Raw genomic sequence first — 22,591 nt, 5'->3', positions numbered from 1 at the left:
CACCGATCACGCCTCTTCCCTGCTTCCTCCTGCCCTCTTCCCGTCCTTCCTGCCGCCGGCAGTCCTGCAGTTCTTCGGGCAGTCCTTCCGGCAGCGCTTCCCGCGGTGCTTCCGCGGTGAGGGCTCAGGCCTTCTTGCGGGTCGTCATGAAGCGCTGGACCAGGATGAACGTGCACAGCAGCACACCGGTGGCGATCTTCGTCCACCAGGAGCTGAGCGTGCCCTCGAACTGGATGATGCTCTTGATCAGACCCAGCACGAGGACGCCGAACAGGGTGCCGAGCACGTAGCCGGAGCCGCCCGTCAGCAGCGTGCCGCCGATGACGACCGCGGCGATCGCGTCGAGTTCCATGCCGGTCGCGTGCAGCGGGTCGCCGGACTGGATGTAGAGCGTGAAGAGGAGACCGGCGAGCGCCGAGCAGAATCCGCTCACCGTGTACACGGCGATCTTGGTGCCGCCCTGCGGGAGACCCATCAGCATGGCCGACTGCTCGTTGCCGCCGATGGCGTACACCCGGCGGCCGAAGCGGGTGTAGTGCAGGACGTAGAACGCCACGGCGAGGACGACGAGGGAGACGATCGCGCCGATCGACAGGAAGCCCGCCCCCAGCGAGGCCTGCGCCTGGGCCAGGCTGCTCACCGTGGAGTCGCTGATGGAGATCGACTCCTTGCTGATGACCAGGCACAGACCGCGGAAGAGGAAGAGGCCGGCGAGGGTCACGATGAAGGGCTGGATCTCAAAGTTGTGGATCACGTAGCCCATCAGGAAGCCGCCGAGGGCGCCCACGGCCAGCGCCATGGGGACCACGACGAGGAGGGGCAGGCCCTGGCGCTCCACCAGCCAGGCCGTGAACATCGTCGTGAAGCCGATCATCGAGCCGACGGAGAGGTCGATGCCGCCGGACAGGATGACGAAGGTGACGCCGACCGCGGCGACCAGCAGATATCCGTTGTCGATGAACAGGTTCAGGAAGACCTGCGGTTCGGCGAAGCCGTAGTACTGGTACCGGGCCAGGCCCCCGCCGTACATCAGCAGGAAGAGCAGGGCCGTCACCGCGACGGGCAGCCGCCGGTCGCCGAGCAGACGGGCGGCCCTGGACGGGGACGGGGTACGGCTGTCGGAGGCCGTGGGGCTCTGGGTGGTCGCGCTCATCACGACACCTCCATCTTGGGAGCGGCCTCGGTCGCCGCGGCGGGGTCGGCCGCGGCCGCGGCCGGCTTGGCGCCGCCCTTCGCCGCGAACCGGGCGGCGAACTTCGCACCGAAGACCTTGGCGCGGAACTTCGGGGACTGCAGCAGGCAGACGACGATGACTACGGCGGCCTTGAAGACCAGGTTGGTCTGGGTCGGGACGCCGATGGTGTAGATCGTGGTGGTCAGGGTCTGGATGACGAGGGCGCCCACCACCGTGCCGCCGATGGAGAACCGGCCGCCCAGCAGCGAGGTGCCGCCGATCACCACGGCGAGGATCGCGTCGAGTTCGATCCACAGACCGGCGTTGTTGCCGTCGGCGGCCGAGGTGTTGGAGCTGATCATCAGTCCGGCGATGCCCGCGCACAGGGCGCAGAACATGTAGACCATGATCTTGATGCGCCGGGACCTGATGCCGACCAGCCGGCTGGCCTCGGCGTTGCCGCCGACCGCCTCGACCAGCAGGCCGAGCGCCGTGCGCCGGGTCAGCGCCACGGTGACGGCCACCACGGCGGCCACCACGAAGATGGAGAACGGCAGGGTCAGCCAGTAGCCGCCGCCGATCAGCTTGTACGGCTCGCTGTTGATGGTGATGATCTGGCCGTCGGTGATCAGCTGGGCGACGCCGCGGCCGGCGACCATGATGATCAGGGTCGCGATGATCGGCTGGATGCCCATGCGGGCCACCAGGAAGCCGTTCCACAGCCCGCAGACGACCGCGGCCAGCAGACCGAGGCCCATCGCGAGCAGCACTCCGGACAGCGCGCCCTGATCGTTCTGGTCGCTGATGTACGAGCAGGCCAGCGCGCCGGTGATGGCGACGACGGCGCCGACGGAGAGGTCGATGCCGCCGGTGGCGATGACCAGGGTCATGCCGACCGCCACCAGGATGAGGGGCGAGCCGAACAGCACGATCGAGACGAGGCTGCCGTAGAGGTGGCCGTCCGCCATCCGCACCGAGAAGAAGTCGGGCGTGAAGGGGACGTTGACGAGGAGCAGCAGGATGAGCACCGCCACCGGCCAGAACAGGTGGTGGCGGGTCAGCGCCCGCCACCGGGAAGGGGTGGTCGAGGACGTGGTCACTGGTGCTCTCCGCTCGCGATGGTCTCCAGGATCCGGCTCGGGGTGATCTCGGGCCCGTTGGCGATCTGCGCCACCAGCCGGCGGTCGCGCAGCACTCCGATGGTGTGGCTGAGCCGGAGCACCTCCTCCAGTTCGGCCGCGATGTACAGCACGGACATGCCCTCCTCGGAGAGCGAGACGACGAGCTTCTGGATCTCCGCCTTGGCGCCGATGTCGATGCCGCGCGTCGGCTCGTCGAGGATCAGCAGCTTCGGCTGGGTGATCAGCCAGCGGGCCAGCAGCACCTTCTGCTGGTTGCCGCCGCTGAGCTGGCCCACCCTGGCCTCGGGGTTGGCCGGGCGGATGTCGAGCGCCTTGATGTACTTGGCGACGAGCTCGTCGCGCTGGGCGACCGGGATGGGCCGGGTCCAGCCGCGCGAGGCCTGCAGGGCCAGGATGATGTTCTCCCGCACCGTGAGGTCGGGCACCAGGCCCTCGCTCTTGCGGTTCTCGGAGCAGAACGCGACGCCCGCGCCGATGGCGTCGTTGGGGGCGCTCATGGAGACCGGCCGGCCGTCGATCGTCACCTTGCCGGTGTCCGGCTGGTCGGCGCCGAAGAGCAGCCGGGCGAGTTCGGTGCGGCCCGATCCGAGCAGGCCGGCGAGCCCGATCACCTCGCCCTCCTTGATCTCCAGGTCGAACGGCGCGATGCCGCCCGTCCTGCCGAGGCCCTCGGCCTGGACGAGGGTGTCGCCCGCGTCGGAGCGCAGCTGGTGTTCGTGGAGCTCGTCCAGCTGGCCCATGGCCTTGCCGAGCATGAGCTGGACGAGGCCGACCTGGTCGAGGTCGCTCACCATGTGCTCGCCGACCAGGGTGCCGTTGCGCAGTACGGTCATCCGGTCGCAGACCTCGTAGATCTGGTCGAGGAAGTGCGAGACGAACAGGATCGCGACGCCCTCGTCCTTCAACCGCCGCATCAGGGAGAACAGTTGGAGGACCTCGTCCCGGTCGAGGCTGGAGGTCGGCTCGTCGAGGATCAGCACCTTGGTGCCCGGTCCCTCGCCGCCGCCGGTGTTCAACGAGCGCACGATGGCGACCAGTTGCTGGACGGCCAGCGGGTAGGAGGACAGCGGCGCGCCGACGTCGATGTCCAGTCCGAGCCGGTCCACCAGCTCCGCCGCCTCGCGGCGCAGCCTCTTCCACTGGATGCGGCCCAGGCGGGTCGGCTCACGCCCGATGAAGATGTTCTCCGCCACCGACAGGTTCGGGCAGAGGTTGACCTCCTGGTAGACCGTGCTGATGCCGGCCTGCTGGGCCTGCAGCGGGCTGGCGATCCGCACGGACCGGCCGTCCAAGGTGATCGTGCCGCCGTCCAGGGTGTAGACGCCGGTGAGCACCTTGATGAGGGTGGACTTGCCCGCCCCGTTCTCGCCCATCAGGGCGTGGATCTCGCCGGGGAAGAGCCGGAAGTCGACGTCCGACAGAGCCCGTACCCCCGGGAACTCCTTGACTATGCCCGCCATTTCCAGGACGGGCCGCGGCTCTGCCATACCTCTCCTCATGAGGATCACCGGCTTTCGCCCGGTGGGGAATTCATTCCGTACCGCCCTGACCACGTCCCGCGACGGGCCGGGTCGGGGCTGGACCGCAGCGTTCGGGCCGGAAGCCCCGGACCCGGGGCTTCCGTCACGGCAGCGCTCCTTCTGGGATCGGGCTGCCGGGGTCCGCCGGGCCCGGCCGACCGGGACATCGGTCGGCCGGAGGCTTCCTGCCGGTGGGTCGCGTCGGTCAGTACTTGCGGCTCGGGAGCGCGGCCTTGGCCTGGTCCTGCATGAAGTCGCCCTCCTTGGTCTTGATCCAGCGCTCGACCGTCTCGCCGGCCTTGACCTTCTTCACGGTGTCCATCAACTGCGGGCCGAGGAGCGGGTTGCACTCGACGATGGCGTTGATCTTGCCCTCGGACATGGCCACGAAGCCGTCCTTCACGCCGTCGATCGAGACGATCAGGATGTCCTTGCCGGGCTTCTTGCCGGCCGCCTCGATGGACTGGATGGCGCCGATGGCCATGTCGTCGTTGTGCGCGAACAGGACGTTGATGTCCGGGTTGGACTGCAGGAAGGCCGCCATGACCTGCTTGCCGCCGGCGCGGGTGAAGTCACCGGTCTGGCTGACGACGATCTTCCAGTCGGCCTTGTGGTCGGCGTCCATGACCTCCTTGAAGCCCTTGGCGCGCTCGATCGCCGGGGCGGCGCCGGTGGTGCCCTCCAGCTGGGCGATCTTCACCGGGCCCTTGTGGCCGGCCTTCTCGAGCACCTTCTCCAGGATCTTGCCGGCGCGGCGGCCCTCGTCGGTGAAGTCGGAGCCGACCAGCGTGACGTACAGGGAGTCGTCGGAGGTCTCCACCGAGCGGTCGGTGAGGACGACCGGGATCTTCGCGGCCTTGGCCTCCTTGAGGACCGCGTCCCAGCCGGTGACGACGACCGGCGAGAAGGCGATGACGTCGACCTTCTGCGAGATGTAGCTGCGGATCGCGGAGATCTGGTTCTCCTGCTTCTGCTGGGCGTCGGAGAACTGCAGCTTGTAACCCGCCTCCTTGGCCGCGTCCTTGACCGAGGTGGTGTTGGCGCTGCGCCAGCCGCTCTCCGAGCCGACCTGGGAGAAGCCCAGCGTGATCGTCTTGCTGCCGCCCGAGGAGCCCGAGTCGCCGGAGCTGTCGTCCTTCTTGGCACAGGCCGCCAGACCGCCCGCCGCCGCCACGCCGACCGCCGCGGTGAGGAAGTTTCTTCTGTTGAGCATGTTCTTCTCCTTTGAAGAGCCGGCCCTGGGGCGGACCTGCTGGTACTTGACAGGACCGGCCGCACTGCGTCCAGCCTGTCGATCACTGTTCGGGATTTCGGCCACACTGCCGTAGCAGGTCGTCCGAGGGTTCGTCAGAGGGGTGTGCCGTCCGGCTGGGCGGCGTAGGGGAAGGTGCTGGCGCGGACGACGAGTTGGGGTTCGATCTCCACCCGGGGGGCGGTGGCGGGCGGCCGGCCCTCGATCAGGTCCAGGAGCAACGCGATCCCCCGCTTGCCCACCGCCGAGAAATCCTGCCGGACGGTGGTCAGCGGCGGCGCGAAGAACTCCGCCTCCGGGATGTCGTCGAAGCCGACCACCGCGACGTCCTGGGGAGTTCGCACCCCCGCCTCGCGCAGGGCCCTCAACACCCCCAGCGCCATCTGGTCGTTGGCGACGAAGACCGCGGTCAGCCCCCGGCCTACCCAGCCGGCCAGTTCCTGGCCCGCACGATAGCCCGACAGCGGACTCCAGTCACCGCGCAGCAGCATGGGCGGCTCGACGCCCGCGGCCTCGAGGGTGTCCCGCCAGCCGGCGGCCCGGTCGGCCGCCTCCTGCCAGTCCTCGGGCCCGGCGAGATGCCAGACCGTGCGATGGCCTGCGGCCAGCAGATGGCCGGTGGCCAGCCGCGCGCCCAGATGCTGGTCGACGCCGACGCAGGTGATGTCCACACCCGGCCCGCCGCCCACGATCACCACGGGAAACGGGTGCCGCAGTTCGGCGAGGGCGTCCACCGCCGACCGCTGCGGAGCGATGGCGACCACTCCCTCGACCCCGCCCTCGCTGAGGTGGTCCAGGGCCTCGGAGAGACTCTCCATGGTCAGTTTGCGCAGACTGACCGTCGAGACGAGGTACCCCTTCGCGCGTGCCGCCTCCTCCAGCGCGAACAGCGTGCTGGCCGGGCCGTACAGGGTGGTGTCGGAGGCGACCACGCCCAGCGTCCGGGTCCGCCGGGTCGCCAGTGCCCGCGCGGAGAAGTTGCGGCGATAGCCCATCTCCTCGATCGCGCGCAGCACCCGGGCCCGTGTCGCGTCCCGCACGTTGGGGTGGTCGCCCAGCACGCGGGACACGGTCTGGTGGGACACGCCGGCCTGGCGTGCCACGTCGGCCATGGTGGGCGGCCGAAGCCGGGTGTGTGCCACGGGCGCCCCTCCTTGACTCTCGTTCGTCGACACGGCCTGCGCTGCGGGCGGACGGTTCCCCGCCGCCGTCACTCCGGGATCCCGGAGAGCCCAACGGACCTGGCGGAAAAGGCGAGTCGAGGCGATGTGAGCACGACGCTCGTTCCTCCCCCGCCGAGTTGGGCGTTGACTGGTGAATGCGGAGGTCATTGTGAGCGCTAACAATTCGCGGCGGTCAAGAGGGCTGCAGCCAAACGTCGTCACGGTTCCATAACGCGTCGTAGCACCACAGCACATCACCCCTGGTCAGAGCCGTTATGGCGGGTTATGGCGCCGACGCCGGGCGACACCCCCACGACGACCCGCGCGCCCGGCGCGACACGGGATCCGGACACGCGCGAGCCGAAGTCCGGCCACCGGGACGACCGAAACGGCGTCCTGGACGAACCGTCCACACAGACCGGCGTCCGCCCGACCACATCGACACATAGCCCCCACCCCGAAGCCCCCGGCATCCGGCGCGGGGGAACGACCCCGCCCCCGGGAGCGCCGCCGCCACCCGGCGCGGCACGGGATCCGGACACGCGCGAGCCGAAATCCGGCCGCCCGGACGGCGCACACACCGCCCTGGACGAACCGTCCACACAGACCGGCGTCCGCCCGACGGCACCGACGCCAGGCGCCGACGCGAAAGCACCGCGCCGGGAACGCGGCCGGCGTCCGGCCCGGGGACCGGCTCGCCCCTAGGAGCACCACCACAGGAAGCGCGTACACGTCTCCGAGGGCGAGGGCTGCGGGGAGGCGCCCGACGCCGTCGGCCGGGGGGTCGGAGCGGAGCCCGAGCCGCCGGCCGGGTCCGAGGGGGCCGCCGTGCCGGAGGCCGTCCCGGAGGAGCCGGGGAGGCTGCCCGACTGGGCCTGCCTGCCGGGCGACGGTGAGGCCGTCCCGCCCGTCGGGGAGGCCGACGCCGACGCCGAGAGCGACGCGGAGGCGTCCGGGGACGGCGAGGCCGACCCCGCGCCGGCGCCCGTCCCCTCGCCCGGCGACCGCTCGGACGCGCTCGGCTCGGGCGTCGAACCGTCGAGCTCGGACGACTCGCCCCCGGCCGCCGCCGGGTTGGCCGGCGAGGAGAACCCCGGTGCGTCCACGCCGAGTTCGGCCAGGCTGAGACCGCCCGCCGCGAGGGCGAAGCCGACGCCGATCAGCACCACGCGCTTGCGGCGGCGGCGGTGGACGGAGGCCTTGCGGTCACGCCGGCTCGCGTCCGGCGCGGCCGGGGCCCCGCCGGGTCCCCTTCGGCCGCCGCGCCCCTGGTCGCGGCGGCGGGCTGCCCGCCCCTGCGGCTCATCGCCCTCGGCTTCGCCGCCGTCGGGGCCGTCCTCGCCGTCACGGGCGTCGAGCGCGTCGTGGCCGAGGCGGGCGTCGCGGGGGTCGCGTCCGTCGCGGGGGTCGTGTTCGTCCGCCGGATCGCCGGGACCGGGCGGGTACCGTTCGGGGTCGTACGGTTCGGGCTCGTACGACTGCGACTGCGACTGCGGGTCGTACGGCTGCGGCTCCGGCTCGTACGTGCTCGGCGGATGCGCGTGCAGCTGTTCAGCGGGTGCGCCGCACCCCGGGCAAGCGAGGGCGCCGTTGAGGTGCCGTCGGCACGGGTGGCAGTAGTCCATGACGCGGAGAGACTAAGTTCCCGGACGACCCGCTTCCCGGGTCGGCCTGTGAAGGTTGTGTGGGAACCGGCCATACGGCGCGTCAAATCCAGTGACCTGCCCCACACTGCGGCGTCCCAAAAGTCGAAAGGGTCAGCGAAACTATCGAAACCGTTACCTGTTCGACCCATTGACACTCCACTCACGCCGTCTTTACTGTCTGGTCAGCATTTCGAACGTGTGACGAAATCTCGAACAGCCGAAGGGTAACTTCCGTGCGCATCACCGGAATCAGCACGCACGTCGTCGGGACGCCGTGGCGGAACCTGACGTACGTGCTGGTGCACACCGACGAGGGCATCACGGGTGTCGGAGAGACCCGCATGCTGGGCCACACCGACGCGCTGATCGGGTACCTGAAGGAGGCGGAGGCCAACCACATTCTCGGGTCCGACCCGTTCGCTGTCGAGGACCTCGCCCGCCGGATGAAGTACGGCGACTACGGGCGCGCCGGCGAGATCGTGATGTCGGGCATCGCCGTCGTCGAGATGGCCTGCTGGGACATCAAGGGCAAGGCCCTGGGCGTGCCGGTCTGGCAGCTCCTCGGCGGCAAGGTCACCGACAAGGTCAAGGCCTACGCCAACGGCTGGTACACCACCGAGCGGACCCCGGAGGCCTACCACAAGGCCGCCAAGGGCGTCATGGAGCGCGGCTACAAGGCGCTCAAGATCGACCCCTTCGGCACCGGGCACTTCGAGCTCGACCACCAGCAGTCCCTGTACGCCGTCTCCCTGATCGAAGCCGTGCGCGACGCCATCGGGCCGGACGCCGAGCTGATGCTGGAGATGCACGGCCGCTTCTCCCCCGCCACCGCCGTGCGGCTGGCCAACGAGCTCGCGCCCTTCAAGCCCGCGTGGCTGGAGGAGCCCTGCCCGCCGGAGAACCTGAAGGCCCTGGAGAAGGTCGCCGCCAAGGTCGACATCCCGGTCGCCACCGGTGAGCGCATCCACGACCGCATCGAGTTCCGCGAGCTGTTCGAGAGCCAGGCCGTCGACATCATCCAGCCGGACGTCGGCCACATCGGCGGCATCTGGGAGACGCGCAAGCTGGCCGCGACCGCCGAGACCCACTACATGCTCGTGGCCCCGCACAACGTGGGCGGCCCGGTCCTCACCGCGGCGTCGCTCCAGGTCGGCTTCACCGCCCCGAACTTCAAGATCCTCGAGCACTTCAACGACTTCGCGGACGCGGAGATCAAGAAGGTCGTCAAGGGCGCGCCCGAGGTGATCGACGGCTACTTCCACCTCTCCGACAAGCCCGGCCTCGGCGTCGAGCTGGACGTGGACGCCGCCGCCGAATTCCCGCAGCAGCAGGCCCGTTTCGACCTGTGGGCCGAGGGCTGGGAGCAGCGCAAGCCGAAGGCCGGCAAGTGAGCACCGCCGTCGTCGTCGACGGGCCGGGCGAGCATCGCCTCGTCCCGCACGAGCCGCGCCGTCCGGAGGCGGGCGAGGCGCTGGTGCGTGTCCACGCCACCGGCATCTGCGGCAGCGACCGCGAGGTGTACCAGGGCAACCGGCCCGAGGGGTACGTCCGATACCCGCTGACCCCCGGCCACGAGTGGTCCGGGACGGTCGAGGCGGTCGGCGCCGGGGTCCCCGCGTCGCTCGTCGGCCGCAAGGTGGTGGGTGAGGGCTTCCGCAACTGCCAGGTCTGCGACCGCTGCCACGCGGGCGAGACGACGCTGTGCACGGACGGTTACGAGGAGACCGGCTTCACCCAGCCGGGGGCCATGGCCGCCACCCTCACCCTTCCGGCCCGGCTGCTGCACGCCCTCCCGGACGACGCCGACCTCACCGCCGCCGCCCTGCTGGAGCCCGCCGCGTGCATCGCGGCCGCCGCCATCAAGGCGCACGCCCTGCCGGGCGAGAAGGTGGCCGTCGTCGGCACCGGGACGCTGGGCATGTTCGCCGTGCAGTTCCTGAAGGCGGGCTCGCCCGCCGAGCTGCTGGTGGTGGGCACGCGCAACGACCGGGAGGCTCTGTCCCGGCGGTTCGGGGCCACCGACTTCCGCACCAGGGACCAGGAGCTCCCGGACGACTTCGACGTCGTCATCGAGACCGCCGGTTCCGCCTCCGCCGCGCAGACCGCCGCGTCGCTGCTCAGGCGCGGCGGCCGGCTGGTCCTGACCGGCATCCCGGCGCCGGGCGCCGCCGGGCTCGACCCGACGGACCTGGTCGTCCGGCAGCTGGAGGTGCACACCGTCTTCGGCGCTCCGCCGGACGCCTGGTCGCACACCGTCCGGGTGTTCGGGGCGGGACTGCTGGATCCGCTGCCGCTGGTCACGCACGAGCTTCCGCTGGCCGAATTCTCCGAGGCCATCGACCTCGTGGGATCCGGCGACCCGAAGGTGGGCAAGGTGCTGCTCAGGCCGTAGGCCTCACCGAGCCGTACTCCGGCACGGGGACGACCTGACGGTCCCCCGTGCCGGAGTACACCCGAGCCCCGCACGACCCGAGCCGCGAACCTTGACCGAAATATCGAACACGAAGGACGGCATGTGACCACCGACGCTTCCACCACGGCAGCCCGCCGACCCGGTGAGCAGGCGCTCACCACCCTCGGCCTGGGCGCGCCCGCCCTCGACCCCGACGACGCCTCTCCCCATGCTTTTCCGGGCGGCGGCCGCTGGCGCACCGAGGTCCCTTCGTGCGAGGGTCCCGAAGCGCTGGCGGTCATCCTGAAGGAAGCCTCGCGCCTCGACGTGCCGATCCACCGGATCAGCCAGGGCAGCGGCGTCTGGATGCTGACCGACGCCGAGATCACCGAGATGGTCGAGGCCACCGGTGAACGCGACATCGAGCTCTGCCTGTTCACCGGGCCGCGCGGCACCTGGGACATCGGCGGCTCGACCCGGACCGACTCGCGGGGCGGCGGACTGCGCGCCCGCGGGCACGACGCCGTCGCCGGGTGCGTCGAAGACGCGGTGCGGGCAACGGAGTTGGGCGTCAAGTGCCTGCTCGTCGCCGACGAGGGGGTCCTGTGGACGCTGCACCGCGCCCGTGCGGCGGGGATCATCCCGGCCGACACGACGCTGAAGGTGTCGGCGCTCATCGGCCCCGTCAACCCGGCGGCTTACGCGGTCTACGAGCGGCTCGGCGCGGACTCCGTCAACGTGCCCAGCGACCTGACGCTCGATCACCTCACCGAGATCCGGCGGGTGTCGGGCGCTCCCATGGACATGTACATCGAGGCCCCCGACGACCTCGGCGGGTACATCCGGATGTACGAGGTCGCCGAGCTGATCCGGCGCGGCGCTCCGCTCTATCTCAAGTTCGGCCTGTCCAAGGCCCCGGGGATCTATCCTTACGGGCACCACATGCGCGACCTGGCGCTCTCCACCGCTCGTGAGCGGGTACGTCGCGGACGTCTCGCGCTCGACCTGCTCGCGCGCCACGGAGCCGACGGCGACATGGCCCCGCTCGGCTCCCGACTGCCCGGCGAACTGCACAGGTTCGACATGACGTCATAACGTTCCGGAAACCTCGCTTCACACAAGCCGACACAGGCGCGCAGAATCCCACACATCGCTTCTCGGTCTTCCCGGCACTCGCTCCGGGGGCGTCCTTCGCATCGCGAGACCGATCACTGCACACACATCAAGGATGATGATCATGCGTAACCGCAGAGCCGCCCTCGCCGCCATAGCCGGAGCCGCCTCCCTCGCCCTCACCCTGACCGCCTGCGGGCAGTCCGGCGAGGGCGGCAGTGAGGAGAAGGCGGGCGACGCCAAGGGCGGGACGATCGGCATCGCGATGCCGACCAAGTCCTCCGAGCGCTGGATCACCGACGGCGCGAACGTCGAGAAGGACCTGAAGGCCAAGGGCTACAAGACCAAGCTGGTCTTCGGCGAGGACGACCCCGACCAGCAGGTCTCGCAGATCGAGAACCTGATCACCCAGGGCGTCAAGGCCCTGATCATCGCGGCCATCGACAACAAGTCGCTGAACAACGTCCTCCAGCAGGCCGCCGACGCCAAGATCCCGGTCATCTCCTACGACCGCCTGATCCTCGGCACGAAGAACGTCGACTACTACGCGTCCTTCGACAACGAGAAGGTCGGCAAGCTCCAGGCCACCTACCTCGCGGACAAGCTCGGCCTGGCGTCCGGCAAGGGCCCCTTCAACATCGAGCTGTTCGCCGGCTCCAACGACGACAACAACACCAAGTACTTCTTCAACGGCGCGATGAGCGTGCTCCAGCCGTACATCGACAGCAAGAAGCTCGTCGTCAAGTCCGGCCAGACCAAGATGACCCAGGTCACGACCCTCCGCTGGGACGGCGCCACCGCCCAGAGGCGCATGGAGGACATCCTCACCTCGTCGTACAAGAGCGGCAAGGTCGACGCCGTCCTCTCGCCCTACGACGGCATCTCCATCGGCATCATCGCCGCGCTGAAGTCGGACGGCTACGGCACCGCCGCCAAGCCCCTGCCGGTCATCAGCGGTCAGGACGCCGAGCTGGCGTCGGTGAAGTCGATCATCGCGGGTCAGCAGTCGATGACCGTCTACAAGGACCTGCGCAAGCTGGCCCAGGTCGCGACGGACATGGTCGACGCCACGCTGAACGGCAAGAAGCCCGAGATCAACGACACCAAGTCGTACGACAACGGCACCAAGGTCGTCCCCGCCTACCTGCTCCAGCCGGTGAGCGTCGACAAGACGAACTACCAGAAGGAGCTCGTCGACGGCGGTTACTACACGGCGGACCAGCTCAAGTAAGCGTCGAACCTTACGGATTGGAAGGCACGACCATGGCGGGACCCGTCCTGGAAATGCGCTCGATCGTCAAGACCTTTCCCGGCGTCAAAGCGCTGTCGGACGTCACACTGACTGTCCGTCAGGGCGAGGTCCATGCCATCTGCGGTGAGAACGGCGCCGGGAAGTCCACCTTGATGAAGGTGCTCTCCGGCGTTCATCCCCACGGCAGCTACGAGGGCGACATCCTCTTCGAGGGAGAGGTCGTCCAGTTCAAGGACATCCGGGCGAGCGAGCAGCGCGGCATCGTCATCATCCACCAGGAGCTGGCGCTGTCGCCGTACCTCTCCCTGGCGGAGAACATCTTCCTCGGCAACGAACACGCCAAGGGCGGGTTCATCGACTGGCGCGAGACCCTGCGGCACGCCACCGAGCTGCTGCGCCGGGTCGGTCTCGACGACCACCCGGAGACCCGCGTCACCGACATCGGCGTGGGCAAGCAGCAGCTCGTGGAGATCGCCAAGGCGCTGTCGAAGAAGGTGAAGCTGCTCATCCTGGATGAGCCGACGGCGGCCCTGAACGACGAGGACAGCGGCAAACTCCTGGATCTCATCCTGGAGTTGAAGAAGCAGGGCATCACCTCGATCATCATCTCCCACAAGCTCAACGAGATCCGCAAGGTCGCGGACTCGGTGACGATCATCCGCGACGGGCACTCCATCGAGACGCTCGACGTGAAGTCGGCGGAGACGACCGAGGACCGCATCATCAGCGGCATGGTCGGCCGCGACCTCGACCACCGCTTCCCCGAGCGCACCCCGCACGAGGCGGAGAAGGGCGCGGCTCCGGCCCTGGAGATCCGCGACTGGACGGTGCACCACCCGATCGACCAGCAGCGCAAGGTGGTCGACGACGTGTCGATCCAGGTGCGCCGCGGGGAGATCGTCGGCATCGCCGGCCTCATGGGCGCGGGCCGCACCGAACTGGCCATGAGCGTCTTCGGGCGCAGCTACGGCCGGCACGCGGGCGGCACGGTCCTCAAGGACGGCAAGGAGATCCGCACGAAGACGGTCGCCGAGGCGATCGGCCACGGGATCGCCTACGTCACCGAGGACCGCAAGCACTACGGCCTCAACCTCATCGACACGATCAACCGCAACATCTCGCTGACGGCCCTCGCCAAGGTCGCCAAGCGTGGCGTGGTCGACGAGCAGGAGGAGCGGCAGGTCTCCGAGGGCTACCGCAAGTCCATGAACATCAAGGCCCCGACCGTCTTCGAGCCGGTGGGCAAACTGTCCGGCGGCAACCAGCAGAAGGTCGTCCTCAGCAAGTGGATCTTCGCGGGTCCCGACGTGCTGATCCTGGACGAGCCCACGCGCGGTATCGACGTCGGCGCCAAGTTCGAGATCTACACGGTCATCGACCAGCTGGCCGCCCAGGGCAAGGCGGTCGTCTTCATCTCCTCCGAGCTGCCCGAACTGCTCGGCATGTGCGACCGCATCTACACGATGGCCGCCGGCCGGCTCACGGGTGAGTTCCCGCGGGCCGAGGCCACGCAGGAAGTGCTGATGCGTCAGATGACGAAGGACAAAGAGGTAACGCGATGAGCACGGACGTGACCGACAAGAGCCCGGCGGCGGCGCCGCCCGGGAAGGGCGGGGGCTCCGCCTCCGGCGGCGGGCTGCTGCAGCTGGTGCTGGACGGCCTGCGGCGCAACATGCGCCAGTACGGCATGCTGATCGCGCTCGGCCTGCTCGTGATCCTGTTCCAGGTGTGGACCGGCGGCGACCTGCTGCTGCCGCGCAACGTCTCCAACCTGGTCCTGCAGAACAGCTACATCCTGATCCTCGCGATCGGCATGATGCTGGTGATCATCGCGGGTCACATCGACCTGTCGGTCGGTTCGCTGACGGCGTTCGTGGGCGGCTTCGCCGCCGTCCTCACGGTGCAGCACGACGTGGCGTGGCCCGTCGCGCTGGTGCTGTGCCTGATCGTGGGCGCGGTGGCCGGCGCGGCGCAGGGCTTCCTGATCGCCTACTTCGGCATACCCTCCTTCATCGTCACCCTCGCGGGCATGCTGATCTTCCGCGGTCTGACGGAGATCTTCCTGGAGGGCCAGACCCTCGGCCCGTTCCCCGACGGTATGCAGAAGATGGGCAACGGCTTCCTGCCGGAGGCCGGCCCGCACACCAACTACCACAACCTCACCCTGCTGCTGGGCTTCGCCGTGCTGGCCTTCGTGGTCCTCCAGGAGGTCCGGGACCGCAAGCGTCAGCAGGAGTTCTCGCTGGAAGTGGTGCCCAGGAACCTGTTCCTGCTCAAGCTGGTCGCGATCGCCGCCGCGGTCCTCACCGTGACGATGCTGCTCGCCAGCTACCGGGGCGCGCCGATCATCCTGATCATCCTCGGCGCGCTGGTCGTGGGCTACGGCTACATCATGCGCAACGCCGTCTTCGGCCGTCACATCTACGCCATCGGCGGCAACCTGCCTGCGGCGAAGCTGTCCGGCGTCAAGGACAAGAAGGTCACCTTCCTCGTCTTCCTGAACATGGGCGTGCTCGCGGCCCTGGCGGGTCTGGTGGTCGCCGCCCGGCTGAACGCGGCCTCTCCGAAGGCCGGCCTCAGCTTCGAACTCGAGGCGATCGCCTCGTCGTTCATCGGCGGCGCGTCCATGAGCGGCGGCGTCGGCACCGTGCTCGGCGCGATCATCGGCGGTCTCGTCCTCGGTGTGCTGAACAACGGCATGAACCTGCTCAGCGTCGGCACCGACTGGCAGCAGGTCATCAAGGGCGCCGCCCTGCTGATCGCGGTCGGGTTCGACGTGTGGAACAAGCGCAAGTCCGGTTCCTGAACCGGTAGCGGGCCCCGCCGGAAGGCGGGGCCCGCTCTGTTTTCAGGGGCGGGCGGCAACGGGAAGCGGAAGGCGGAACAGCAGTGAAGTCGTACTTCGGCACGCTGGCCGACGGCGCCGAGGTCTCCAGCTGGTCGCTGGAGAACGGCGGGACCCGGCTGACGGTCCTCGACTACGGCGGGATCGTGCAGTCCCTGGAGATCCCCGACCGGCACGGCCGGTACGCGAACGTCTCCCTCGGGTTCGGCTCCGTCGAGGAGTACGTCGCCGGCAGCCCGTACTTCGGGGCGCTGATCGGCCGGTTCGGCAACCGCATCGCCGACGGCCGCTTCACCCTGGACGGCGAGAGCCATCAGCTGCCCCGCAACGACGGAGCGCACAGTCTGCACGGCGGCCCCGAGGGCTTCGACCGGCGCCTCTGGCAGGTCGAGCCCTTCACCGAGGGTCCGGACGTCGGTCTGCGCCTGCGGCTGACCAGCCCCGACGGCGACATGGGCTACCCGGGCACGCTCCAGGTGCGGGTGACGTACACCCTGACCGGGGGCGGCGACTGGCGCATCGACTACGAGGCCACCACCGACCGGGCCACCGTCGTCAACCTGACGAGCCACGTCTACTGGAACCTCGCGGGCGAGGGCAGCGGCTCGGTGCACGACCACGAGCTGGAGATCGCCGCCTCCCGCTACCTGCCCGTGGACGCGGGGCTCATCCCCGTCGGCGAGCCGGCCGACGTCGCCGGCACCCCCTTCGACTTCCGCACGGCCAAGCCGGTCGGCCGGGACCTGCGGGTCGCCCACGAGCAGTCGCTGCACAGCAAGGGCGTCGACCACAACTACGTCCTCGACAAGGGCCTCACCGCCCGGCCCGAGCCCGCCGCCGTCCTGCGGGACCCCGCCTCCGGCCGCACGCTGACGATCGCGACCACCGAGCCGGGACTGCAGTTCTACTCGGGCAACTTCCTCGACGGCAGCCTCGTCGGCGCCGGCGGCCGCACCTACCGCCAGGGCGACGCGCTCTGCCTGGAGACCCAGCACTACCCGGACTCCCCGAACCGGCCGGAGTTCCCCTCCACGGTGCTGCGACCCGGGCAGACCTACCGCACGACGACGGTCCACTCGTTCGGCGTCTGACCCGCCTCCGCCGCCGACGAGCCGTCTTCACCGTCACACCACGATTTCTTACCGATTCCTCAGCGGTTGAACAGCACCGTCGACACCTTCGTATGTAAGAGCGGCCCGCGCTCCCCCGCGCGGGCCACCCCATGACGACGGGCCCGGTCGTCCCCGCCGGGCCCGCCCCATACGGAGGTTCCATGGCCGACAACGTCTCCTCGTTGTTCCGCAACAGCGCGGCGCACAGCCCGTCCATGGCGGCGCTGACACGCGAGGGCGGCGAGGGAGTCGGCCCGGTGGACTTCTGCATCCCGTGCAACCCGTACTTCCCCACCCCGGCCATGCTGGACACCATGGCCGCCCGGCTGCGGGACATCATCACGTACTACCCGAGCAGCGCCGACACGATCACCGCCGAGCTGTGCAACCTGCTCCAACTCCCGCCGCAGGCCGTGGCGATGGGCAACGGCTCGACCGAACTGATCACCTGGATCGACCATCTGCTGGTCCGGGAGTCCCTCGCCGTGCCCGTCCCCACCTTCGGCCGCTGGACCGACCAGCCCATGGAGACCGGCAAGCGGGTCGACATGTTCCCGCTCCAGGAGTCCAGCGGCTTCGCCCTGGACCTCGCGCAGTACGCCGAGTTCATCCGGACGCGGGGCACGCGGGCCGCCGTCATCTGCAACCCGAACAACCCCGACGGCGGATTCCTGCACAAGCACGCGATCGTGCAGTTCATGGACGCGATGGCCGACCTGGACCTCATCATCATCGACGAGTCGTTCCTGGAGTTCGCGGACGCCGAGCAGGAGCCCAGCGTCGTGCAGGAGGCGATGGTCCGGCCGAACGTCATCGTGCTGCGCAGCCTGGGCAAGAACTTCGGCCTGCACGGCATCCGTTTCGGCTACATGGTCGCCAACCCGGCGCTGGCCGGGCGGGTCCGCTCGATGCTGCCGAAGTGGAACCTCAACGCCTTCGCCGAGTACGTGGTGTTCATGCTGAAGGAGCACGGCCCCGAGTACGCGCAGAGCCTGCTGCAGGTGCGCCGGGACCGTCTCGACATGGCGAGCCAGCTCTCCGCGCTGCCGGGCCTGACCGTCTACCCCTCCCAGGGGAACTTCCTGTTCGTGCGCCTTCCCGTGGGCGCCGAGGGCACCGTGGTGCGCGACCGGATGCTCGCCGAGCACCGCATCCTGGTCCGCGAGTGCGGCAACAAGATCGGTTCGTCGAGCCGCTTCCTGCGGCTCGTGGTGCGCCCCCAGGTCGACGTGCGTCGCCTGGTGTCCGGCCTGGAACAGGTGCTCTACGGGACCAGGAGGGGAGCCGTGGTGCCCGAGCTGAGCAGCGGGACCGGCTACAGCTCCGGCACGGCGGCGGTTGACCGGCTGGTCACCAACGGGGCGGGTATGCCGGGTCTGGCCGCTCAGGCCATGGCGGCCGGAGCGCCCGGGCCGGTCGCGGCCGCCCCGGCCGCCGTCGCCGCGGCGATGCCCGCCCCCGCGACGCCCCCGGCTATGCCTCAGCCCGTGCCGTCCGACGGCGCCGGGATGCCGATGCCGGCCGCAGCGCAGGTCTTCCCCCAGTCCGTGCCCGCCCCGGCCCCCACCCCACCGCCCGCTCCCACCCCTCCCCCCACGCCGTTCCCCACTCCCCTTCCCACGCCCGCTCCCGTTCCCGCCCCCGCCCCGCCGATGTCACCGGCGGCGATGGCCCCCGCCGCGATGACCCCGGCCCCGATGGCCCCGGCGGCCATGGCTCCCCCGATGTCGCCGGCCGCGATGGCCCCTCCGATGTCCCCCGCCATGTCTCCCCCCATGACCCCGGCGACGGCGCCGCCGATGGGCCCGACCCCGCCCGGCGTCCCGGCCCGCGGAGGCCTCACCGCCGCCCAGGTCCGGGGCACCAACGGCCTCTCCCCGGCTCCGGCCACCGGCTGGCCCAACGCCCAGAGCTGGCCGAACGCGGCGGGGATGGGCCAGGCGGGTTAGCTAGCCAGTAGGACTTGAGCGCATCACATGACCCCGGGCCGGGACGTCGATGGAGTTGGTGCGGGATGCCGAAGCTGTGGGCCGTTGAGGCGTTCATCAGCGGTAGCGGCTTGACCAATAGGCCTCTAATCAAGCCAAAAAAACACGGTGTGACGTGGGACACCGTTGACCCGCAAGTTTGATCACCACATGATCTTCACGACTGTGTAGTGAAAAACTAAAGACGGGTGGGGGCGTGGTTTCACAAAGACGGGGGCACGGTTGGCGTCGTGCGCTCCAGAGTTACGCGATGGCCGTCGCGCTTCTGGGGGGTGTCGTGGGGGCGGCTGGAGCGGGGACATCACCTGCGTTCGCCGATAGTGGGGCGGCACCGGTTGCGGCGGACCAGACGCCGGAATCGAAGGCAAGCGCCCGTGCAGCCGAAGCCGGTGAGCAGGTGGCGGTAGTGGGGGCGACCACGGGTTCGTCGCAGGTCTTCGCCAATCCGGATGGCACCTTCACGCAGGAGATGAACGCGGCACCGGTTCGCGCGCGCAAGGTGGACGGCACCTGGGCCCAGATCGACACCAGCCTGATACGCGCTGCGGACGGTTCCGCGCGGACGAAGAACACGACGGCTCGTGTCTCCTTCTCGGGTGGCGGCAGCGGCAGCGGGCTGGTCACTCTCGAAGACGGCGAGCACCAGTTACGGCTCGGTTGGCCTACTGCGCTCCCCGAGCCGCGGCTTGAGGGTTCTACTGCCACGTACGCCGAGGTTCTGCCTGATGTTGATCTGAAGCTGACCGCGTTGAGCTCCGGGTACACCTCGGTGATTGTGGTCAAGACGGCGCAGGCGGCGAAGAATCCGGAGCTCGCGACGATCAAGATGACGGTCGCCGGCGGCGGGCTGGACATCGCTCCGACTGCTGATGGCGGTTTCGTCGCGCGTGACAGTGATGGCTCTCCGGTTTTCGAGAGTCCGACCGGGCGGATGTGGGACTCCGCCGGCGACGCCCCGGCAACGACTGGTGCCTCCGCGCAGCTCCTGCGTACTGCAGCCACGGCACAAACTGAGGGCGAGCCCGGGGCGCGAGAGACGACCCCGCTGCCGGCCGCCGGGGGCGAGCCCGCTCCCATCGAGGGGCCTGGCAGCGGTGATGCGGCGGCTGAGCTGCCGCTGAAGGTGACCGGGAGCACCCTGGAGATCACGCCTGATCCGGGCCTGCTGCATGGTGAGGACACGGTTTTCCCGCTCTACATCGACCCGCCCACGAAGGGCATCGCGCTGGGCGACTGGACGGCTCTGGCCTCCAACGGCACCAAGTACTGGGAGTTTGACGGCGACAAAGGGGTGGGGCGCTGCTCCAACTATGCCGGCTACCTCTGCGCGAGCACGCCGTACACCCAGCGCATGTATTTCGAGTACCCGTTGTCGTCGATCCACGGCAAGAAGATCCTGGACGCGACGATAGAGGTCTACCAGCTGTGGACGTTCAGCTGTGAGCCGCACTGGTACGACCTGACCCGTGTGGACAAGGGCATCTCTTCCAGCACCACCTGGTCGACCAGGCCTTCCGGGGTGGACCTGATGGGCGACCGGGAAGTGGCCTACGGACGGGGCGCGTTGTGCAGTCCGTCGCAGCCGGCGAACTGGGTGCGCTTCAGTGACAACGTCGCCGGCGGGGAGACGAATGAGAATCTGACGACCGCCCTCGCCTCGTATGCCGCGAGCAAGCAGGCTGCGATCACGTTCTCGCTGACCGCGCACGACGAGTCCGATGCGGGCGCCTGGGCGCGGTTCCGCAATGACGCGAAGCTGTCGGTCACTTACGTCTCTTACCCTTCCGCGCCGACCGAGGCCAAGGTGCAGGACGGTACGAGTGGCAAGGCGTGTGGGACTTCCGCCGTCCCACAGGTCACCAGCGACACCACGCCGAAGACGTACGGCACGGTGCAGTCGGTGGACGGATCTCAGGCTCAGTTGCGTGCGGCGTTCGAGATCTGGAAGGCGGACGGCACCAGCCGGGCCTGGACGGCGAATTCTCCGAGCAGTGCGTGGGTGGCGGACAATGCGGTGCGCGACGCCACGTCCTCTGTGCTGACCCCGCAGACGGACTACCGGCTGCGGGTGAAGACGCAGGCGTACTACATGACCGACCGTGGCGTGACGGGCGTTCTCGACTCACCCTGGTCTGCTTGGTGCTACTTCCGGGTCGACACCGATTCTCCGCCGGCTCCGGTGGTGTCCAGCTCGGACGGCCGCTACCAGCCTGCTGACACGACGCTGACCGCAGACGGAGTGGGTGTGACGGGCGCATTCGTCTTTACGCCGGCTGACGCGGATCCCGCCGCTGCCGGCGTGCAGTCGGACGTCGTCAGTTACAAGTGGCGGCTGAACAGCGGACCGGTGTCGGCGCCGATCAGCGTTGCGAAGGGCGCAGTCGGCCGGGTGAACATCACGCCCGACCAGGTCGGTGAGAACACCATCCAGGTCTGGGGCTTCGACGCGGCCGGCCACAGCTCCCACACCGGCTACTACAAGTTCCTCGTCAACCCCGGCGCGAAGCCCTCGGGTGTGTGGCACTTCGACGGCGACGGCAGCGACTCCACGACAACCGCCGCACCGCACGCACTGTCCACGGGCACAGGAGCCGCTTACGCCGGCCCTGGCCGTGCGGGAACGGCTTCGCTGAAACTCGATGGCACCGCCGGATACGCCCAGTCGTCGGGGCCGGTGGTGGACACGACCAAGTCGTTCAGCCTCTCCACGTGGGTCCGGCTCGCGGACATCTCCCGCAGCCAGACCTTCGTCTCACAGCAGGCCACCACCCTGTCTGGCTTCGCACTGCACTACTCGGCCACCAGCAAGCGGTTCGTCTTCTCCCGCTACGCCAGCGACGTCGCCGCCCCGGCGGCGAGCCGCTCCACCTCGCTCGCCGCCCCGGCGGCAGGCGTGTGGAGCCACCTCACCGGCGTGTACGACGCTGCGGCCCAGACGGTGCAGCTCTATGTGAACGGCCGCCCCCAAGGGGCACCCGTGGCCTTCACCACGCCATGGGCGGCTACCGGCCCCCTGCAGATCGGCAGGTTCCACAACAGCACCGGCTACGTGGAGTACTTCAACGGCCTCATCGACGAGGTACATGTCTGGTCTCGCGTCCTCGCCGATGCAGAGGTCGTCCAGGACGCCCGCTTGGAGGACGAGGACATCAGTGACGGCGACGCAGGCGCTCCAAAGCCGGCGCTCGTCGCCAAGTGGAACGCCACGGACACGGTGAACGCGACCGGCGCCACGGTCAAGGACACCAGCGGCTTCGGCCGCACTCTGGGTCTCAGCGGGGCGACACTGGGCCAGATCACGACCGGCGCGGACCCGGACACCGGTGAGCCCGGCACGACCCGGCAGACGATGCAGCTGAACGGCACCAGCGCCTACGCTTCGGCGGCCGGCCCGATCGTGGACGACACCGGCTCCTTCACGGCGACGGCCTGGGTCTCGCTGGATCCCACCAAGTTCACCGACACCACGAAGTCGTACGCCGTACAGGCGTTCGGGCAGGCTGGCACGTCACAGTCGTCGTGGGGCGTCTGGTACGAGCAGCCTGCAGGCAGCAGCCAGGGACGCTGGAGCTTCGGCCGCCCTGACAAGGACAGCACCGACGCGCTCTGGTCGAAAACCCAGTCCGACGCCGTCGGCGCTGCCGGACTCAACGGTGCTCCCGTCATGCTGACAGTCGTCTACGACGCCCAGACGACAGTGGACACCGCCGCCGGCCCGAAGCTCGGCTCCCTCATCCTCTACGTCAACAATGCGCGGATGGGCAACGCAGACGATGTGTCCTTCCCCGCTCCGTGGCAGGGGACGGGGGCGTTCGAGGTCGGCCGGGCGGAGATCGACAGCGCTGCCGCGCGCTACTTCCCCGGAACGGTCGACAGCGTCCGTGTCTGGTCCGGAGCGACGTCCACCGCTGTGATCGCCGATCGCTTCAACACCGAGCAGTAGTCCCTCCGGGTGGCCGGGCGGCAGCCCGGCCACCCGAGCTGTCCGCATC

General features: G+C 69.4%; 15 protein-coding genes. 9 read left to right on the top strand and 6 right to left on the bottom strand.

The window, feature by feature from the left end:
• Positions 1-124 precede the first annotated feature (124 nt).
• The 6 genes from yjfF to IE239_RS15200 all read right to left on the bottom strand — a co-directional run bounded on the left by yjfF (position 125) and on the right by IE239_RS15200 (position 7,876).
• Positions 125-1,153 carry a galactofuranose ABC transporter, permease protein YjfF gene (gene yjfF, locus IE239_RS15225; protein ID WP_190149840.1) on the bottom strand — a complete coding sequence of 343 codons (1,029 nt, stop codon included), beginning with the start codon at positions 1,151-1,153 and terminating at the stop codon, positions 125-127.
• Positions 1,153-2,274 carry an ABC transporter permease gene (locus tag IE239_RS15220; RefSeq protein WP_190149839.1) on the bottom strand — a complete coding sequence of 374 codons (1,122 nt, stop codon included), beginning with the start codon at positions 2,272-2,274 and terminating at the stop codon, positions 1,153-1,155. Before IE239_RS15220 ends, yjfF begins: the two co-directional genes overlap by 1 nt.
• On the bottom strand, positions 2,271-3,803 hold the full coding sequence (locus IE239_RS15215; protein ID WP_190149838.1) for a sugar ABC transporter ATP-binding protein: 1,533 nt from the start codon (positions 3,801-3,803) through the stop codon (positions 2,271-2,273). Before IE239_RS15215 ends, IE239_RS15220 begins: the two co-directional genes overlap by 4 nt.
• 238 nt (positions 3,804-4,041) lie before the next feature.
• The gene (locus IE239_RS15210) at positions 4,042-5,049 is read right to left on the bottom strand and encodes an ABC transporter substrate-binding protein (protein WP_190149837.1); all 1,008 of its coding nucleotides are present in this window, start codon (positions 5,047-5,049) and stop codon (positions 4,042-4,044) included.
• Positions 5,050-5,183: 134 nt separating this feature from the next.
• The gene (locus tag IE239_RS15205) at positions 5,184-6,230 is read right to left on the bottom strand and encodes a LacI family DNA-binding transcriptional regulator (protein ID WP_190149836.1); all 1,047 of its coding nucleotides are present in this window, start codon (positions 6,228-6,230) and stop codon (positions 5,184-5,186) included.
• A 722-nt stretch (positions 6,231-6,952) separates the two neighbouring features.
• Positions 6,953-7,876, bottom strand: coding sequence for an SCO2400 family protein (locus tag IE239_RS15200; RefSeq protein WP_190149835.1), 924 nt, complete (start codon positions 7,874-7,876; stop codon positions 6,953-6,955).
• Positions 7,877-8,130: 254 nt separating this feature from the next.
• Between IE239_RS15200 and IE239_RS15195 the strand changes: the two genes are divergently transcribed.
• The 9 genes from IE239_RS15195 to IE239_RS15155 all read left to right on the top strand — a co-directional run bounded on the left by IE239_RS15195 (position 8,131) and on the right by IE239_RS15155 (position 22,542).
• Positions 8,131-9,288 carry a mandelate racemase/muconate lactonizing enzyme family protein gene (locus IE239_RS15195; RefSeq protein WP_190149834.1) on the top strand — a complete coding sequence of 386 codons (1,158 nt, stop codon included), beginning with the start codon at positions 8,131-8,133 and terminating at the stop codon, positions 9,286-9,288.
• The gene (locus tag IE239_RS15190) at positions 9,285-10,289 is read left to right on the top strand and encodes a zinc-dependent alcohol dehydrogenase (protein ID WP_190149833.1); all 1,005 of its coding nucleotides are present in this window, start codon (positions 9,285-9,287) and stop codon (positions 10,287-10,289) included. The genes IE239_RS15195 and IE239_RS15190 overlap by 4 nt, the downstream gene beginning before the upstream one ends.
• 123 nt (positions 10,290-10,412) lie before the next feature.
• Positions 10,413-11,384, top strand: coding sequence for a hypothetical protein (locus IE239_RS15185; protein ID WP_190149832.1), 972 nt, complete (start codon positions 10,413-10,415; stop codon positions 11,382-11,384).
• Positions 11,385-11,526: 142 nt separating this feature from the next.
• Positions 11,527-12,633, top strand: a complete 1,107-nt coding sequence (gene chvE, locus IE239_RS15180) for a multiple monosaccharide ABC transporter substrate-binding protein (protein ID WP_190149831.1) — start codon at positions 11,527-11,529, stop codon at positions 12,631-12,633.
• A gap of 32 nt (positions 12,634-12,665) precedes the next feature.
• On the top strand, positions 12,666-14,216 hold the full coding sequence (gene mmsA, locus IE239_RS15175) for a multiple monosaccharide ABC transporter ATP-binding protein (protein ID WP_190149830.1): 1,551 nt from the start codon (positions 12,666-12,668) through the stop codon (positions 14,214-14,216).
• The gene (gene mmsB / locus IE239_RS15170) at positions 14,213-15,460 is read left to right on the top strand and encodes a multiple monosaccharide ABC transporter permease (protein WP_190149829.1); all 1,248 of its coding nucleotides are present in this window, start codon (positions 14,213-14,215) and stop codon (positions 15,458-15,460) included. Before mmsA ends, mmsB begins: the two co-directional genes overlap by 4 nt.
• A gap of 83 nt (positions 15,461-15,543) precedes the next feature.
• Positions 15,544-16,590 carry an aldose epimerase family protein gene (locus IE239_RS15165; RefSeq protein WP_190149828.1) on the top strand — a complete coding sequence of 349 codons (1,047 nt, stop codon included), beginning with the start codon at positions 15,544-15,546 and terminating at the stop codon, positions 16,588-16,590.
• 182 nt (positions 16,591-16,772) lie between these two features.
• The gene (locus IE239_RS15160; protein ID WP_190149827.1) at positions 16,773-18,560 is read left to right on the top strand and encodes a pyridoxal phosphate-dependent aminotransferase; all 1,788 of its coding nucleotides are present in this window, start codon (positions 16,773-16,775) and stop codon (positions 18,558-18,560) included.
• A 289-nt stretch (positions 18,561-18,849) separates the two neighbouring features.
• Positions 18,850-22,542 carry a LamG domain-containing protein gene (locus tag IE239_RS15155; protein WP_190149826.1) on the top strand — a complete coding sequence of 1,231 codons (3,693 nt, stop codon included), beginning with the start codon at positions 18,850-18,852 and terminating at the stop codon, positions 22,540-22,542.
• Positions 22,543-22,591: the final 49 nt, after the last annotated feature.

This window comes from Streptomyces humidus (assembly GCF_014649655.1).
Lineage (GTDB): Bacteria > Actinomycetota > Actinomycetes > Streptomycetales > Streptomycetaceae > Streptomyces > Streptomyces humidus.
Note: the sequence above shows the minus strand (reverse complement) of the source record. Positions and strands in the feature narration are given on the sequence as shown.

Excerpts from the sequence above, each read along its gene's own strand:
- yjfF (WP_190149840.1), bottom strand. The coding sequence starts at position 1,153 with ATGAGCGCGACCACCCAGAGCCCCACGGCCTCCGACAGCCGTACCCCG.
- IE239_RS15215 (WP_190149838.1), bottom strand. The coding sequence starts at position 3,803 with ATGGCAGAGCCGCGGCCCGTCCTGGAAATGGCGGGCATAGTCAAGGAG.
- IE239_RS15210 (WP_190149837.1), bottom strand. The coding sequence starts at position 5,049 with ATGCTCAACAGAAGAAACTTCCTCACCGCGGCGGTCGGCGTGGCGGCG.
- IE239_RS15200 (WP_190149835.1), bottom strand. The coding sequence starts at position 7,876 with ATGGACTACTGCCACCCGTGCCGACGGCACCTCAACGGCGCCCTCGCT.
- chvE (WP_190149831.1), top strand. The coding sequence starts at position 11,527 with ATGCGTAACCGCAGAGCCGCCCTCGCCGCCATAGCCGGAGCCGCCTCC.
- mmsA (WP_190149830.1), top strand. The coding sequence starts at position 12,666 with ATGGCGGGACCCGTCCTGGAAATGCGCTCGATCGTCAAGACCTTTCCC.
- mmsB (WP_190149829.1), top strand. The coding sequence starts at position 14,213 with ATGAGCACGGACGTGACCGACAAGAGCCCGGCGGCGGCGCCGCCCGGG.
- IE239_RS15160 (WP_190149827.1), top strand. The coding sequence starts at position 16,773 with ATGGCCGACAACGTCTCCTCGTTGTTCCGCAACAGCGCGGCGCACAGC.
- IE239_RS15155 (WP_190149826.1), top strand. The coding sequence starts at position 18,850 with ATGGCCGTCGCGCTTCTGGGGGGTGTCGTGGGGGCGGCTGGAGCGGGG.